Annotated in this window: 14 protein-coding genes; 2 read left to right on the forward strand and 12 right to left on the reverse strand. The window is 40.1% G+C overall.

The window, feature by feature from the left end:
* Positions 1-17: 17 nt before the first annotated feature.
* The 3 genes from ACIQAA_RS18815 to ACIQAA_RS18825 are packed head-to-tail and all read right to left on the reverse strand — an operon-like array spanning position 18 to position 1,630.
* On the reverse strand, positions 18-461 hold the full coding sequence (locus ACIQAA_RS18815; protein WP_402622272.1) for a MarR family winged helix-turn-helix transcriptional regulator: 444 nt from the start codon (positions 459-461) through the stop codon (positions 18-20).
* 26 nt (positions 462-487) lie between these two features.
* A complete protein-coding gene (locus tag ACIQAA_RS18820) occupies positions 488-1,249 on the reverse strand; it encodes a pirin family protein (RefSeq protein ID WP_402622274.1) in 762 nt (253 codons plus the stop codon).
* A 27-nt stretch (positions 1,250-1,276) separates the two neighbouring features.
* The gene (locus ACIQAA_RS18825) at positions 1,277-1,630 is read right to left on the reverse strand and encodes a DoxX family protein (protein ID WP_402622275.1); all 354 of its coding nucleotides are present in this window, start codon (positions 1,628-1,630) and stop codon (positions 1,277-1,279) included.
* A 277-nt stretch (positions 1,631-1,907) separates the two neighbouring features.
* Between ACIQAA_RS18825 and ACIQAA_RS18830 the strand changes: the two genes are divergently transcribed.
* Entirely contained in the window at positions 1,908-2,870 is a 963-nt protein-coding gene (locus ACIQAA_RS18830) for a DUF3231 family protein (protein WP_402622277.1), read from the forward strand.
* A 243-nt stretch (positions 2,871-3,113) separates the two neighbouring features.
* Here the strand turns inward: ACIQAA_RS18830 and ACIQAA_RS18835 are convergent, their stop codons facing one another.
* The 3 genes from ACIQAA_RS18835 to ACIQAA_RS18845 form a co-directional block, all read right to left on the reverse strand.
* A complete protein-coding gene (locus tag ACIQAA_RS18835; RefSeq protein ID WP_402622279.1) occupies positions 3,114-4,040 on the reverse strand; it encodes a LysR family transcriptional regulator in 927 nt (308 codons plus the stop codon).
* A gap of 252 nt (positions 4,041-4,292) precedes the next feature.
* Positions 4,293-5,039 (reverse strand): carboxypeptidase-like regulatory domain-containing protein, encoded by a 747-nt coding sequence (locus ACIQAA_RS18840; RefSeq protein ID WP_402622454.1) that lies wholly within the window; start codon positions 5,037-5,039, stop codon positions 4,293-4,295.
* The gene (locus ACIQAA_RS18845) at positions 4,957-6,009 is read right to left on the reverse strand and encodes a choice-of-anchor J domain-containing protein (protein WP_402622280.1); all 1,053 of its coding nucleotides are present in this window, start codon (positions 6,007-6,009) and stop codon (positions 4,957-4,959) included. Before ACIQAA_RS18845 ends, ACIQAA_RS18840 begins: the two co-directional genes overlap by 83 nt.
* Before the next feature lie 498 nt (positions 6,010-6,507).
* Between ACIQAA_RS18845 and ACIQAA_RS18850 the strand changes: the two genes are divergently transcribed.
* Positions 6,508-7,608, forward strand: a complete 1,101-nt coding sequence (locus ACIQAA_RS18850; RefSeq protein WP_402622281.1) for a GerAB/ArcD/ProY family transporter — start codon at positions 6,508-6,510, stop codon at positions 7,606-7,608.
* On the opposite strand, the gene ACIQAA_RS18855 is transcribed toward ACIQAA_RS18850, so the two are convergent.
* The 6 genes from ACIQAA_RS18855 to ACIQAA_RS18880 all read right to left on the reverse strand — a co-directional run bounded on the left by ACIQAA_RS18855 (position 7,600) and on the right by ACIQAA_RS18880 (position 14,227).
* Positions 7,600-7,827 carry a hypothetical protein gene (locus ACIQAA_RS18855; protein ID WP_402622283.1) on the reverse strand — a complete coding sequence of 76 codons (228 nt, stop codon included), beginning with the start codon at positions 7,825-7,827 and terminating at the stop codon, positions 7,600-7,602. The two genes, ACIQAA_RS18850 and ACIQAA_RS18855, sit on opposite strands and share 9 nt — an antisense overlap.
* Entirely contained in the window at positions 7,824-8,999 is a 1,176-nt protein-coding gene (locus ACIQAA_RS18860) for a Ger(x)C family spore germination protein (RefSeq protein WP_402622285.1), read from the reverse strand. The genes ACIQAA_RS18855 and ACIQAA_RS18860 overlap by 4 nt, the downstream gene beginning before the upstream one ends.
* A gap of 38 nt (positions 9,000-9,037) precedes the next feature.
* The gene (locus tag ACIQAA_RS18865) at positions 9,038-10,630 is read right to left on the reverse strand and encodes a spore germination protein (RefSeq protein WP_402622287.1); all 1,593 of its coding nucleotides are present in this window, start codon (positions 10,628-10,630) and stop codon (positions 9,038-9,040) included.
* Positions 10,631-11,122: 492 nt separating this feature from the next.
* On the reverse strand, positions 11,123-12,460 hold the full coding sequence (locus tag ACIQAA_RS18870) for an epoxide hydrolase family protein (RefSeq protein WP_402622289.1): 1,338 nt from the start codon (positions 12,458-12,460) through the stop codon (positions 11,123-11,125).
* 416 nt (positions 12,461-12,876) lie between these two features.
* On the reverse strand, positions 12,877-13,506 hold the full coding sequence (locus ACIQAA_RS18875) for a response regulator (RefSeq protein ID WP_402622456.1): 630 nt from the start codon (positions 13,504-13,506) through the stop codon (positions 12,877-12,879).
* Between the two features lie 13 nt (positions 13,507-13,519).
* Entirely contained in the window at positions 13,520-14,227 is a 708-nt protein-coding gene (locus ACIQAA_RS18880; protein WP_402622290.1) for a sensor histidine kinase, read from the reverse strand.
* Positions 14,228-14,443: the final 216 nt, after the last annotated feature.

Raw genomic sequence — 14,443 nt, forward strand, 5'->3', positions numbered from 1 at the left:
TGTATAGTTTTATAAATTTATTTATCCAAACTTTGTGCACCCATTCCAATTCTCTTTAATAAATCAATTAGCTGTTCTTTTTCATCATTCGAGATAAATGATAAATTTTGAGAAATGGTTGCAACGTGTTTAGGGAAAATCTCGTCAAATAGTGTTCTTCCTTCTTCTGTTAGGACCACATTAGAAGCCCTTCTGTCATTAGGGTTTGGCTGTCTTTCCACAAGGCCTTTCTTTTCTAACTTGTCAACAACATATGTGATACTTCCACTAGGAATAGAGAGTATTTCACTAATTTTTTGGACAGCATGAGGACCTTTACTGTAAAGCAATTCAAGAATCATAAAATTTTCATTATTAATTTTATGACTTTCAATATCCTTCCGAATATTTTCACCAACTGCCTTGGAAGCCTTCATCCAAACACGTAACAATCTCAAATCCAGATTACTTTGATCTTGCATCACCCAACCTCCTTTAAAAATTAAGGTTATCTTGGTTTTCGGTATAAAGGATAAGCAACTTCAGTTGGAATGTCTATTAGCAGCATCCGAAGTTCTTCACCTTTAGGCTGAATGGTAAAGCTTTCACCTTTCTCTGACTGAATAATAATGAAATCCTTATTCTCAAATGAAACCTCTAATTCACCAATCACACCACCATTCCCCCTTATAGATAAACCAGCTAGCGTCCGGTTAGGTGAAACAGCATACTTATAGGCTACACCATTTTCAATTTCCACATCGTACATTTTGGCATCCGTCACGAGATTGATTGGTGAATGTTCACCTAATATTGTTTTAACGATTACACCGTTTTCTGAAGTGAGTGGAAAATCTTCATGCTCGTATTTTGAGTAAGTGGGTGTTTGCTTTATGGCTTTGCTTAAATGAGGCTCAAGCCAAATTTGAAACGCTTCTGACGGCTCGAGAAGAGTTTCGGCATGGTGCATACCTGAGCCAGCTTGCATCACTTGAACACCACCAGGACCTACTTCGCTAATCGTACCAAGTGTATCTTGGTGACGACCTCTACCCTTAATGAAGTAGCTTATTATCTCAAAACCCTGATGAGGATGTAAGCCAATACCACCTTCGCCTTCAGATTTTCCCCATCCCCAGTAAAACAATGGACCAAGACGATTAATGACGGAACCTTCACCAGAAAAACCAATGGGTTTTTGTGCTATTATTTTACCTCCATCAAACTGCTCCAATGCCTGATCCTGTGGTTTAATAATCTTAATTTCCAATTTAATCCCTCCTTTATCTTAATAAACTTAAAGCAATGATTCTAAATTCATCAGTAATACAATTAATCCTAGAATTAATAAGACAATCGGCATCATCATTCTGTTTACAGGATCTTTCACTTTGATGTGTGTAAAAATTGCCCCAAGCATTGTCCCAACAATAAATAAACCACCCCATGCAGCGAATTTATCATTCCAAATACCTGAGATAACCAATACCGCTGCAATAACTTCAACCAGACCTGTAAATATCCTAAAACCTCCTGGATACCCATAACGCCTAAATTCATCCACCATTTGCTTTGAACCGAACTTCATAAATCCAAACATTAGGAAACCTAATCCTAATAAAACTTGAAGAATATTGGATAATATACCCATTAACAATCTCTCCTTTACCCTAAAATTATTTATCTCAAAACAATACATCCTAATGATAGGATAAATATATCCTAACATTAGGGTATGTTTTATGTCAACAAAAAAACAACTCAATTTATGGTTATTGAGTTGTTTTGTAGTTTCCTACTATGCATGATTGTTTTTTATTCAACTTGTGCAGATACTATGTAAGATATTTTTTGGAACAATTTAATGTATAATTACCATTTTTGTTAACAGACTATAAAGAAGATAAATTAGTGGAGGGGCCATTAAGATGAATTTAAACGAATTAGGCTTTCTTTGGTACCTAAAATCAAATTCAAATATGGTCAATATTTTTTTAAACAATCTTATTGATACTGCTGAAGATAATGATTTGAGGAATACTTTAAATGAAATTAAAACACTATCTACATTTCAAGAACAAGAGGCTATACAATTATTGTCTGAAAATGGCTTCAAGGATGCCCCGTTTTTCAGTGAAAATGATTTATATTGCTCTTCAGCAAAGTTATTTTCTGATCAATTAATGATTGAGATTCTTAAGCACATAACTAGTAATGGACTGCGTGTGCTTGCTTTTCAATATTCTGACTTAACCGATTATAAGGTTAAGAACTTTTTTAAAGAAATACTCTATAAGATAACTGAAATTGATCATTCTCTTTTAAAATTGTTAGATAATAAAGGCTTATTACAAAATAGATCATTTTCATACAAAAAAGCTGAGGAAAGAGAAGGCACATTTTTTAAAGTTGTATCAACCCAGCAAAGGCCACTAAATGCTGTTGAATTAGCAAGCATGTTCGGTTCATTTCAATGTAATAATGTTGGTGTAGCCCTATGTACTGCTTTTTCTGATGTTGCAAAGGATGAAGACACAAAGAGTTTTTTGCAAGATGGGACCAAGTTGGCTATTAAACAAGCTTCTACTTTATCCGACATATTTAGAGAAAACGGAGTTCCAACAACAACCGGATTAGAGGCACACGTTTATAAGGTGAGTGAATCTCCATTTTCAGATAAACTAATGGCTAATTTAATAATGTTCCTGAATCCCATAGGAATCGGTAATTTACAAACAGCTGTTGTATCTAGTTATAAAAAAAGTCACGTGAGAATACTAAAGGAACTAATCGAACAGGTAGAAAACTTTTCAGAGAAAGGGTTTAAGTTATTAGTAAGGAAAGACTGGTTTAATGAGCCACCGATAACCAATAGGTCAATTAATCATTAATATTATATTACGATATGCTTTGATATAAGCATAAAATGGAAAAGCATCCAAACAGGTTTATTTGGATGCCTTTTGTCTATAATTTGAGACAAAAACGATAAGATGTTCGTTAAGATTCATTTTATAGAGTGTTTAAGAAAAACATCGAAAGGATTCCATTTCTCCAATTCTATATACCCAACTATAAAATTGATAATGAATTAACAGTTTACTATTTAACCAAACTTTTGCCGCATTCTATTGTCAAGCTTTGGATAACTGGGTTTCTTTATAGCTCTCCTCTAATGCCTTATTCTCATTTATAAAGTTCATTAATATTTCGATAAAACCTTTTGCCGCGGTTCCAATATATTTTTGTTTATGGTGGACAATAGACACTTCCTTGATGAATGCTCGATTTGTTATTTTGATAGCCTTTAACCTCCCTGTATTTTCCAGGGAAAAGAGTGTACTAGATATTATGGTAGCCCCTATCCCTTCCTCGACTAGTTCCAATATCGCCTTTGAATCGGATGATTCAATGATAGGCTGGATGACGATCCCAGCAGATAGACACGCATCCGCAAATAATTTCCTAAAACAATGACCTATTGGATTTAATATTAGCGGAATATTCTCAATCTCACGAAACTCAATTTCTTCTCTCGCAGACCAAGCATGATCCGATCGCACGACTAAATAGAATTCATCCTCATATAAAGGAATTTGGATAAAACTATCATCTGGTCTTGGCATGATGGTTAAAGCCAAATCAATTTCGTTTTGTTTTATCTTTTCTACCGGGTCATCTATCGAGAAAAACTGAATTTGAACGTGAGGGTACTCAGCATGAAACTCTAACAAAACCTTGGAGGCGATAAGACTTAAGTCACCAGAAAGTGCCCCTATTACTATTTTCCCTCTTTTTACCTTTTGCAGCTCCTCTATTTGTTGAGTAGCAAATTTTAAATTTTCGAAGACCTTTTTGCAATGTTCAAGGAGGATTTCGCCTGCTTCCGTGATTGCTATTTTTTTACCTAAACGATCAAATAAACGAACACCCAGTTCATCCTCTAAGGCTTTCATTTGATAGCTTAAGGTAGGTTGACCAATTCTTAGTTTTTCAGCCGTCTTTGTAAAATGCAGCTCCTCACACAGGGCCATGAAGTATTCTAATTGTCTCAGTTCCAAGATCTTTTGCCCCTTTGAACGTATCTTTTTTGTACACAATCGTACAACCCGTCTATCTATCTCAAGATAATCAAAATGAGCAACAGCTCACGCAATTGTAACTATGGTGAACTGTTACTCTTACTATCTGTCTAACTTTCAATCTATCTTAATCAATTTCCTCATTGACAACAATTTATTTGCTTTCAACATGTATGGTTGGAATCGCTTTACCCTTTACTTGAGCTTTTGCTTAATTGTATACGAATAATCCTACGGTGACTTAATGACAGGTGCTGAGACCTCATTGTTCATGACCGCTCGAATCATCATATTTCCATATTGTGGATCCGTATTGTGAACCCAAGTTCCATTTTCCAGAAACCAATTCCGTTCATGGAAAGGGCTATTTTGATCACTTTCAAGACTTGGTGAGTAGCTAAAGACATCTGGTTGTACATAGACTAAATAGAAAGCTCCTGTGACAAAGATGTTTTTATCCGTTAAATCAACAAGAGTCCACTCCCCATCAGTCCGCGCATCAGCATCAAATGGACCTGCGATTTTTTTACCAGGAGCTCCGTTTTGACCTGTTGAGTCATATACTGCTACTTGAAATTTAGTTGCTCCCGGGCTAGGCCACTCAGTATTAACTTTAAACAGTCCACCCGTCAACCAAGAATTAGTGACTCCTTCTTCCAATGACATTCTAATCGCAAAGCCATTTTTAGCACCAAACCAAGTATATGAATTTTCCGAAGTCCCGTCATCATAGCCGATTTCTCCGGGAGTTCCTAAAAATCTTTCCAATTCTACATTCTGTTTGGTTTTCTTTTTCGACTGGAGTGTAATCGAGTAATCATTATAAACATAATCTTTTTTAAACACATATAACGTATAGGTACCTTCATAGGCTGTAAGGGTAAATCTTCCTTTACTATCCGTTTTCACAGGAGTAATGGCGGCATCCTCTACTAAAGAGATGATGGCATCTGATATTGGTTTCCCTGTCGTTTTTATCTTTGACTACCCCTTCTACTGTTCCTTTTCCTAGAGGTTTAAGAGTAAAGTTTGCTTCGACAGTCCCGTCTTTTGGAATCGAAACGGCTTGGTCTGTGGAATGAAAACCATATGCCTCAGCGCGAAGAGTGATTTCCCCTGCCTTATGTGTCATGGAGAACCTTCCATCTGCAGGATTAGCTGCAACTGAGTATCCAGAGTCTACTAGCGTTACCTTTGCACCGATTGGCAATACATCCGGTTGACTAGAAGAATTCATAACCATTGTAGATGTCGGAGCTAATAGAGTAGTATAGGGTTGTTTTTTTGTATGGATTTCCCCAGTTGCCTTTTTTACCTTACTACCAATAAGAGGTTTGTCCGTTAAGGATATATCATCCAAGTACCAGCCATCGCGAGGTTCCCAATCAAATCCAGTTAGCCATGTAAACATATAGAAGCTAATATAAATCCGCTTTCCAGCGTAAGCAGAAAGATCCATTTCTGCATCAACCCAACCGTTTGTAGAATACTCTAGTGGTACTCCATTTTCACCAAATTTAGTGGCTTCCGTTTTAGATAGTATTTCCCAATTCTGGCGGTCAGTAGAGACAAGCACCGCACCGAAATCGGTTGAGCCGTCGACTCCATCTGGACTAATGTTATACCACTGCTTATACTGCAGGTATGAATGACCGTTTTCAGGTATGTCGATAGGAGGCATATTGAGATAAGAATCCGAAGAATCAGAGTGTGGCCCCTCCAAATTGGTTCCATATACGTTTTGTCCTGAGAAAGCTTTGCCTGGTCCAGATGCTGGGCTGCCCCGCTCCCAATCGTTATTCCATCCTTCTGAATACCAGCCTTCCGGATTAGCTTCTAAATCTTGAAAATAACCAATTGTAACCGCAGGCTTAACTTCCACATTAAACTCCGGGGAAGTTACTTGATTTTGTCCATAATCAACCATTTTCCACTTATACGTAAACATACCTTCTTTTACATCTTCACCTGAAACTACAGCTTGATACGTCCCGTTTCTAAAATCACCAGCCGTTCTTTCTGCTTTTACCGTTTTCCATTGCTGACCAGCTAAATATTCAATTTCTAATGACTAGCTGATAATCATTTGGTTTTAATTGATTCGAGTGCTGTTCCTCCAACTTCTTACTCAAATTACATGGCCCATTGTGTAATAAAAGAAAAAAGGTGTACTCTTTTTTAAGAGACACCTTCTTTTGTCGTCTTCCCACGACTTTATAGTCAAGTCAGTTGGATGTGAATTTAGTCATATTTAAGTAAAACATCTTCTATGAAATTAACAGTGAACCGATGGAACTTGCAGGGACTTCCAATATTTTCATCAGATGAGGATTGTATGATATACCTCAAAAGAAAATCCTAATATCTACCTTTAAACGTATAGGTGTATAGTGATAAGGCAATACTTGGAACGAAATATGTGAGTTAAGGAGAAAGTGGTATAAAAATGCAGACAACAGAAAAAATCACGGGAACCCAGCTCGGCTTACTACTTTTTACTTATATCGTTTCTACCATCATCTTAACCATCCCCGGATGGATGGTGATGAATGCAAAACAGAATGCTTGGATATCCGTGGTTCCTGCTACTACAACAGGTTTATTAACTCTGTGGGCGTTGACTACACTTGCCAATCGTTATCCGGGTATGTCGATTATACAATATAGTTCAAAAATCATCGGAAAATGGTTAGGAAGATTTTTAGGATTTTATTTCATTTATTTTTGGTTTACGTCTATTTCGGTTATGATCATACAGCATACCTTTTTTATTAAAACGCTTCTATTACCAAAAAGCCCAGCCATAGTAGGAAGTCTGACGTTAATGATCCTATGCGGTCTAGCCGTTTATATGGGAATTGAGGTCATTGGAAGATGTAATGAGTTTCTTACACCATTGATCTTGGTCTCTTTGATTCCGATCTTGATTCTGGCGATTGGGGAAGCAGATCCCGTCCTACTAAAGCCATTTTTAGGTGAGGGAATACTGCCGGTATTGCAAGGAGCTGTCATTCCAGCAGGATCCTACATGAATCAAGTGTTAATATTAGGATGGCTCCTTCCTTATTTAAATCAGCCGAAAAAGGCTCGCAAGGTCTCGCTGATTACGTTTTTCTGCATTTCCATTTTTATATTTATCATTGTATTACTTACGATTATGATCCTCGGTCCATTAACGGGTAAACTGACCTATTCAGTTTTAAGTGTCATGCAATATATTGGTATTGAAGGTTCATTTGAACGTCTGGAGGCAATCGCCGTTGCGATGTGGGTGTTGGGGAATTTTGTGAAGGTTTCGGTAACATTGTTTATATTGTGTATTAGTATAAGCCAGCTTTTCAACATCCGAAATTATCGTGATATCGTAGCTCCGATAACACTTTTGTCCATCATTGGATCGGTTTGGGTTTTCAGAAATAGCGCAGAGCTTCAAGCTTTTCTTGCTTTCGTTTACCCAATCACTGGTTTTTTTACACATAGCCTAATTCCGTTGTCACTTCTCCTAATAGACACAATTAAAAGAAAAGCGGTCCATTCATTACATTAAAAGTATTTTTCCGATGGGTTCAAAAATAATTTTGTATGGGACAACCGGGCTCGGTATGTCGACCCCGGCAATTAATAAGGAACCGATAATGGTTGATATAACCGTTAAAAAACCGTCTACTGCTGCTTCTTTGTTTTTTTGCTTACTCCGTAAGGATTGTATTCTAACAAAAGACCATACAACTAATAAAAGTACATATCCCGCTATTTGTACAATCATTCTTTGATCTCCTTTTCTTTTAATTGTAGAGGAGCACCTGCCATCCCAGTTCCACGTACATTTAGCTTAACTTCAACCGAAACGTCTACGTCAGGAAATTTATGATCCCATTGTTCTTCCAACGCTTTCCATTGTTTCGGCTTATCACGGTAAATTTCTTGACCGAAACCCACACTGTCTACTTTGTACTGCTTCTGGACTTTGGATAGCGCATCTAGAACTTGTTTCCTGATCGATTTCTCGAATGCTTTCCGTACAAGTCTAAGATTCTCTGGCATACTGACATCCAGCGGGGAATTATTTTCCCACAGACTTCCTTCCCCTTGCACCTGAATCTTGAATTTGATCTTATCGCCACTTATCTCCGGGGTGATTTTTCGGTTTGCATTGACCAGAATCATCCCCAGTGTTCCATCACCTTTTGGTAATGATGCGTGGATTACGCCATACTTCATTCTATCTGTAACCCAACGAAATCCATTTGTTTCATTCTCGTTAAGAAAACCGACTAACTTGAAATCCTTAAAAATGGCTGAACCGCCCAACTTAAAAAGTTTGCTTTTATTTTCTTTTCCTGCTTCTGATGAAACGTCACGCTCTATAACTCCCAAAACGGGACTGATACCTTTACTTGATGCCGCTAAAAAAAAGTCTCGCAACGTAACCGATAACCCGCTTCCTAAAGCTTCCATTTCCTTAACTGCTTCGGAAGGCACTTGTTCGAAGGGATATTTAATTTGCAGAAGTTCCCGCCCTTCTCCTCCCTTTACAACTATGATATAGGTTTTTAACCGCTGACGCGGATCGTGGGTGTAAACATCGAGAATATCCTCAATCCCATGTTTGGCTAACGATTCACCTATATAAACAAGACTTCGGTGTGAGGTAAATAACGTGCGAGAAGTTTTTTTCTGAAGCTTTTGAAACGCATCACTGGCATTCCTTCCAGTAGCAGATGTGACGAAAAACAGCTCTTGCCCTCCTCCACCCCCTAGTCCCGCCTGAGCGGTAGAAGGGATTGGAATCTGATGCGATAATATATATTTCCCATCATCCGTTAAGTCAAATGACGTTCCCGAAATAAACGCAAGATCATTAATCTCCTTACGATCCCAGCAACCGCTTGTGGTCAATACTATAAGTAGTAAGCCAATGTACAGGAATGGTTTCATTATGAAGTCCTTCTCCTTTCTTAACCCCCAGACAAGCCCTAATTGTTCTCGGATGACTGCTTCCCTTGGCTTGGACTTGGCTTTTGACCCGCCGGTTCACGGACCGGGTTATTAAATCCTGTTGCCTGTGGACGACGGGTTTTAGCCCATATAGGTGCCCGGATAATTACATCCTTCAAATTCGTAATGGTTATCGGGGCTAATGGAGTAAAATAAGGCACTCCGAACGAACGAAGGGATGTCACATGTAACAAGATGCCCAGAAACCCTAGTACAATGCCATAAAGTCCGAACGTACCCGCCAAGAATAGTATCGGAAAGCGCAGTAAACGGATTCCGTTTGCAAAACTATATCGTGGAATCGTAAACGCTGCAATCCCAGTGATCGATACAATAATGACGACCGGTGCGGAGATAATTCCCGCTTGTACAGCCGCTTGTCCTATCACCAATGCCCCTACAATGCTTATCGCTTGCCCTATCTGTTTGGGTAAACGAATCCCTGCTTCCCGCAAGGCTTCAAATATAATTTCCATTAATAAGGCTTCGATCAGGGCCGGGAAAGGAACCGCCTCCCTCGACGAGGCAATACTCAGTACAAGATTAGTCGGAATCATTTCCTGATGGAAGGTCGTCACCGCAACATATAGAGGAGGCGCAAATATGGCGATGAATATGAAAAGGAAGCGAATCCACCGTACAAAAGTTCCGATGGTCCAGTGAATATAGTAATCCTCGCTTGCCTGCAGTCCGCTCCAGAATGTCATGGGAACAATTAATACAAATGGGGTGGTATCGACAAGAATGGCTACTTTCCCATCCAACAGCTCTGCAGCTACAACATCAGGTCGTTCGGAACTTTGTACTAGTGGAAATGGGGAGAAAGGTGCATCCTCAATAAATTCTTCAATGTAGCCTGAATCGAGGATCCCGTCAATTTGAATCCGAGTGACCCTTTTTCGAACTTCCTCAACTACAGAATCGGAAACAATACCATCGATATAAGTAAGGACTACTTCAGTTTGAGAAAGCTCTCCAAGCTTAAAGGATTCCATTTTTAGTCTGGATGTTTTAAGTCTTCTTCGTATGAGACCCATATTTGTTGAAATGTTCTCAATAAATCCTTCCATCGGCCCGCGAATGACCGGTTCGGAAGTAGGCTCTCCAGGCGTTCGATGGTCTTTACTATTGTTAACCTTGACCATCATCGCATTGCTGTCCCCGATAGTAAAAACGACAGCATGACCATTCAACACATGACTAACGATGTCAGTTACTTTGGAAGAAATGAGTGTCTTCCCTACGGAGATAAACAGATCATCCAGAGTTTCTGCTGTATCATTTATCAAATCCTCTTGTTTTATACGTTTAGAAATCAATGGTTTCAAAATATGTTCGTCAATCATCTTTTCATCAACTATAGTTGCAAGGTATATGACAAGCCAATGATTTTCGCCAGCCAGCTGAACTTTACGGAATACGATATCGGAACTGTTTTGGAATATTTTTTTAAAAATCAATTCATTTTGTTCTAAATCAGAGGTTAACATGCTGTTCTCCTCATATTCAGAATGATGATCCACTTGTATGTTTAGAGGTTTAATGCGCATCCGCTTTCTAAGCCCTCTCATTGAACATCCCCCTAAAGAAAACACTAATACGTATATATCTTTTCTTATTTTTTCAATAATATCCTTAAGCTGGGATAGTCCCTGACAGAGTCGATGTAGTAATACTGGGGGACATAATGCTGTTACTAATATTAAAATTTACAAGTATAGACAAAACAAATCTTCTAGGAATTGATACAAAATCGATTACATCATTATCAAAAAAAATAAAAACCGTAAGCGTTGAAAAAATAAAGTTCAACCCTAACGGTAGTACAAATTAAACCTCTACAAGATTCTATTATGGAAAATCTCAATGTAGTTAAAGTCCTTTTAATTGTTTTGTAAGTTCTTTAAATTTCAGATAAGTTCTGTAAATTCTTTATTCTTAAGTGTCATAAAACTAAGTTTTCCTAATACTTTTTGTATTTCTTTCTCTAACTGTAAACATTCAAATCGATGTTGGTGTGTGCCGTGGGACGCCACGTATGGGCGTATTCCACCTGACTCCGATTAGCGTAGCGACTTGAATGCGGCGCGGAGTTCTTCAGTGAAAAGCTTTGGTTCCTCCCACGCCGCGAAGTGGCCGCCTTTGTCGAGCTTGTTGTAATAGATGAGGTTGGGGTAGGCCTTCTCTGTCCAGCTCCTCGGGGCTTGATATTGCTCGCCGGGAAAAACGCTCACGGCCACCGGAATGGTGACGCCCTTGGCGTTGAAATAGCCACCCTTATATTCCCAATAGAGCCGAGCCGCAGAGACCCCCGTGTTCGTCAGCCAATAAAGAGTGATGTTGTCGAGAATCTCGTCACGCGTAAGTTCGCCAATGGCGCTCGTCGTCCGGTTCAGGGCCGAGGCGATCGTCGCCGCCGGCTGGCCATCGGCATCATTGTGGTCGAGAAGCCAGGCGGCAAGGCCGACGGGTGAATCCGCAATGCCGTATAAGGTTTGCGGGCGAGATCCCATAAACCTAGCGTATTCAACTTGCTTGAAAGTTCTAACTAGTTGCTCATAAGCGCGCTTTTCGTCAGCTGAGAGACCTGATGGCGCTGGACCACCGGCCAGAAGAGTCTTGTCAACATCAGCTGGAACGGTGGCAGGCATGTTGGTGTGGATGGCGAGCAATCCCGGAGGTGCCTGCAAACCCATCTGGTCGACGACAATTGCACCCCAGTCGCCGCCTTGGGCAACATAGCGGATGTAGCCTAGGCGCTTCATCAGCTCTGTCCAGGCTCGGCCAATGCGCTCGGGGCCCCATCCGGTGCTCGTCGGCTTACCAGAGAAACCGTAGCCGGGCATTGATGGGATGACAACGTCGAACGCGTCTTCGGCGTTCCCGCCGTAAGCGGTTGGATCGGTCAGCGGTCTGATGAGCTTGATCTGCTCTAGCACCGATCCTGGCCAACCATGCGTGATGATCAACGGAAGCGCGTTCTTATGGCGCGAACGGACGTGGATGAAATGAATGTCCAGCCCATCAATCTTGGTGATAAATTGCGGTAGCGCGTTGAGCTTTGCCTCAGCTTCGCGCCAATCGTAATCGGTCGCCCAATGGCGTGCGAGTTTCTTCATTGTTGCGAGCTGTACGCCTTGAGATGTATCCGCAACTGTTTCCTGATCTGGCCATCTAGTAGCGTTTATACGTCTACGCAATTCGGTAAGTTCCGCCTCGGGAACATTCACATGAAACGGACGAATGGCGTTACTGTCTATAGGATTCTTTTGATTAGTTTTGGTTGTTTGGGGATTTGCTTGTGGATTCTCGCTTTTAGCATTGGCATTAGTACCGAAGATCGTCAATCCTAGGAGAAGGGTCAAAATCATTGCCAAACGAAACCCATATCTGCTGCTCATCAGTAGTAACACTCCATTCGGTTTTTTATGGATACCCTTCCATTAGGTTCCATCCGAAGTGCAATTCTTATTCCATTTTCTCAAAAAAGGTTACTTCACCAACAGCAGATAACAAACGGGACTAACGCAACCCGTCCGCTCGCGTCCATAGGTGGCAGATGACCATCACGATGATCAATATTTCGAGACGTCTGGCGAAGGGATGCCCGGTTTTTGTTTTAAGTGCCAAAATTTACAGCTTTCTTCCAATTTTGACCGTCAAATTCCGTAGCAATTAAATCTTGTGGTGATAAATATCCGGAACTAGAAGTGTCCTTCCGGTAAAACTATCGATCCCGCTTCAATAAAGAAGCCCTGTCCATAAACGGACAAGGAGCTCGACGAGACTTCAGTATAGGGAAGAGGATACCTCTTATTTATAGAAAATGGCGAACTGAAAACACAGCCGCTTGTGTCCTATCACGCACTCCCAGCTTTGCAATGAGATTTGAGACGTGATTTTTCACCGTACCTTCCGTAAGATAAAGCTTGCCTGCTATTTCTTTATTATTTAATCCTTGACCCAATAAAGCAAGTACCTCTTTTTCTCGTTGAGTCAAATACCTCAGCTCATCGGGCTCGTCTTTATTTAATGGATGTGCCCTAAACGGACTTTTCTCTGACATTTTTTTAAACTCTTTTAACAGCATCGCGGTTATGTCGTGTTGAAGCACTGTTCCGCCATTGTATACCGATTGAATAGCACTAATAATTGCTTCCGATGGCATATCCTTCAATAAATAGCCATGAACGCCTTTCTCCAAAACTTGTATGATCCGTTCCGCGTCATCGAAAGTGGTCAGAATCAATATCTTCATCTCCGGAAAGTTCTTAAGTATCAACTCCGATCCTTCGACACCATCCATTCCAGGCATTTCAAGATCCATCAGTACTACATCAGGTTGCAATTCAATTATTTTGGCATAGGCATCTCTTCCATCCACAGCCGTTCCAACCACTTCGATACCTTGTTCCAATCCGATAATGGTTGCAAGTCCCTCTCTCATAAGCCTTTGATCGTCAACTATCAAGATTCTCAATTTGTTTTCGCTCCATTTCCGTTAAAGAATAAGGAAATTTCAATTCAACAGTAAATCCGGTTTTCCTATCCATCCTAAAATGTACCACTCCATTCCACTCACTAGCCCTTTCTTGTATATTAATTAAACCGAATCCCGGCTTTATTTTGCCAGGCAATTCACCATCATTAGTAATGCTTAAAGAAAACCCTGTTTCGCCATAGTCCAACACAATGACAGCCTTTTTCGCTTGTCCATGTTTCTGGGCATTCGTAAGAGATTCCTGTACAATTCGGAAAGCTGTTAATTGAAGATTGTTTGGAAGTGAAACAGGCGTTCCATGCACTTCAAAAGACGTATGAACATGTGCAAACTTAGTAAATTCTTCTGATAATATTTTCAAGCTTTCATTTATGGAAGTAGATGTAATCGGTTCGTCTCTTATCGCTCTTACGGAAAGGCGAACCTCCTGTAAGGCCGACCTAATTAGTTCCTCACATTCCAAATAGGCTTGCTCGCTGCGTATTGAATCTACCCTGTTTAGCTTGCGGGCCACCTGCATTTGTACGAGCAATGCCGTTAGTTTATGACCAACTGTATCGTGAATATCACGCGCAATTCTCACTCGTTCCCTAACAGCCGCCCACTCTTCTTTCTGGAGTGCGTATTCCTGAAGCCGCTCATGAGATAGCATCAATTGTTCATACAACTGTACGGCCTCCAAACGCGCCTTTTGGTAAAAATTAATTAACAAGGTGACAATACCTGCAAACACAATAAACGAGCATGAAATAACGTAGCTCGTTTCATCAAACCGCTTATAAAAGTACCAATCCACGCTGCCCATGGTAACGATAAAGAGCAAAATTAACAATATACAAGAAATAATGAGCACTTGGGTGGTTTTTGAAAACATTAAAATAGC

The organism is Neobacillus sp. NPDC093182 (assembly GCF_044754045.1).

What these genes read in the sequence shown, in the direction of transcription:
- ACIQAA_RS18815 (WP_402622272.1), bottom strand. Translation starts at nt 461, where the DNA reads ATGCAAGATCAAAGTAATCTGGATTTGAGATTGTTACGTGTTTGGATG.
- ACIQAA_RS18825 (WP_402622275.1), bottom strand. Translation starts at nt 1,630, where the DNA reads ATGGGTATATTATCCAATATTCTTCAAGTTTTATTAGGATTAGGTTTC.
- ACIQAA_RS18830 (WP_402622277.1), top strand. Translation starts at nt 1,908, where the DNA reads ATGAATTTAAACGAATTAGGCTTTCTTTGGTACCTAAAATCAAATTCA.
- ACIQAA_RS18845 (WP_402622280.1), bottom strand. Translation starts at nt 6,009, where the DNA reads ATGTTTACGTATAAGTGGAAAATGGTTGATTATGGACAAAATCAAGTA.
- ACIQAA_RS18850 (WP_402622281.1), top strand. Translation starts at nt 6,508, where the DNA reads ATGCAGACAACAGAAAAAATCACGGGAACCCAGCTCGGCTTACTACTT.
- ACIQAA_RS18855 (WP_402622283.1), bottom strand. Translation starts at nt 7,827, where the DNA reads ATGATTGTACAAATAGCGGGATATGTACTTTTATTAGTTGTATGGTCT.
- ACIQAA_RS18860 (WP_402622285.1), bottom strand. Translation starts at nt 8,999, where the DNA reads ATGAAACCATTCCTGTACATTGGCTTACTACTTATAGTATTGACCACA.
- ACIQAA_RS18865 (WP_402622287.1), bottom strand. Translation starts at nt 10,630, where the DNA reads ATGAGAGGGCTTAGAAAGCGGATGCGCATTAAACCTCTAAACATACAA.
- ACIQAA_RS18870 (WP_402622289.1), bottom strand. Translation starts at nt 12,460, where the DNA reads ATGAGCAGCAGATATGGGTTTCGTTTGGCAATGATTTTGACCCTTCTC.
- ACIQAA_RS18875 (WP_402622456.1), bottom strand. Translation starts at nt 13,506, where the DNA reads ATGAGAGAGGGACTTGCAACCATTATCGGATTGGAACAAGGTATCGAA.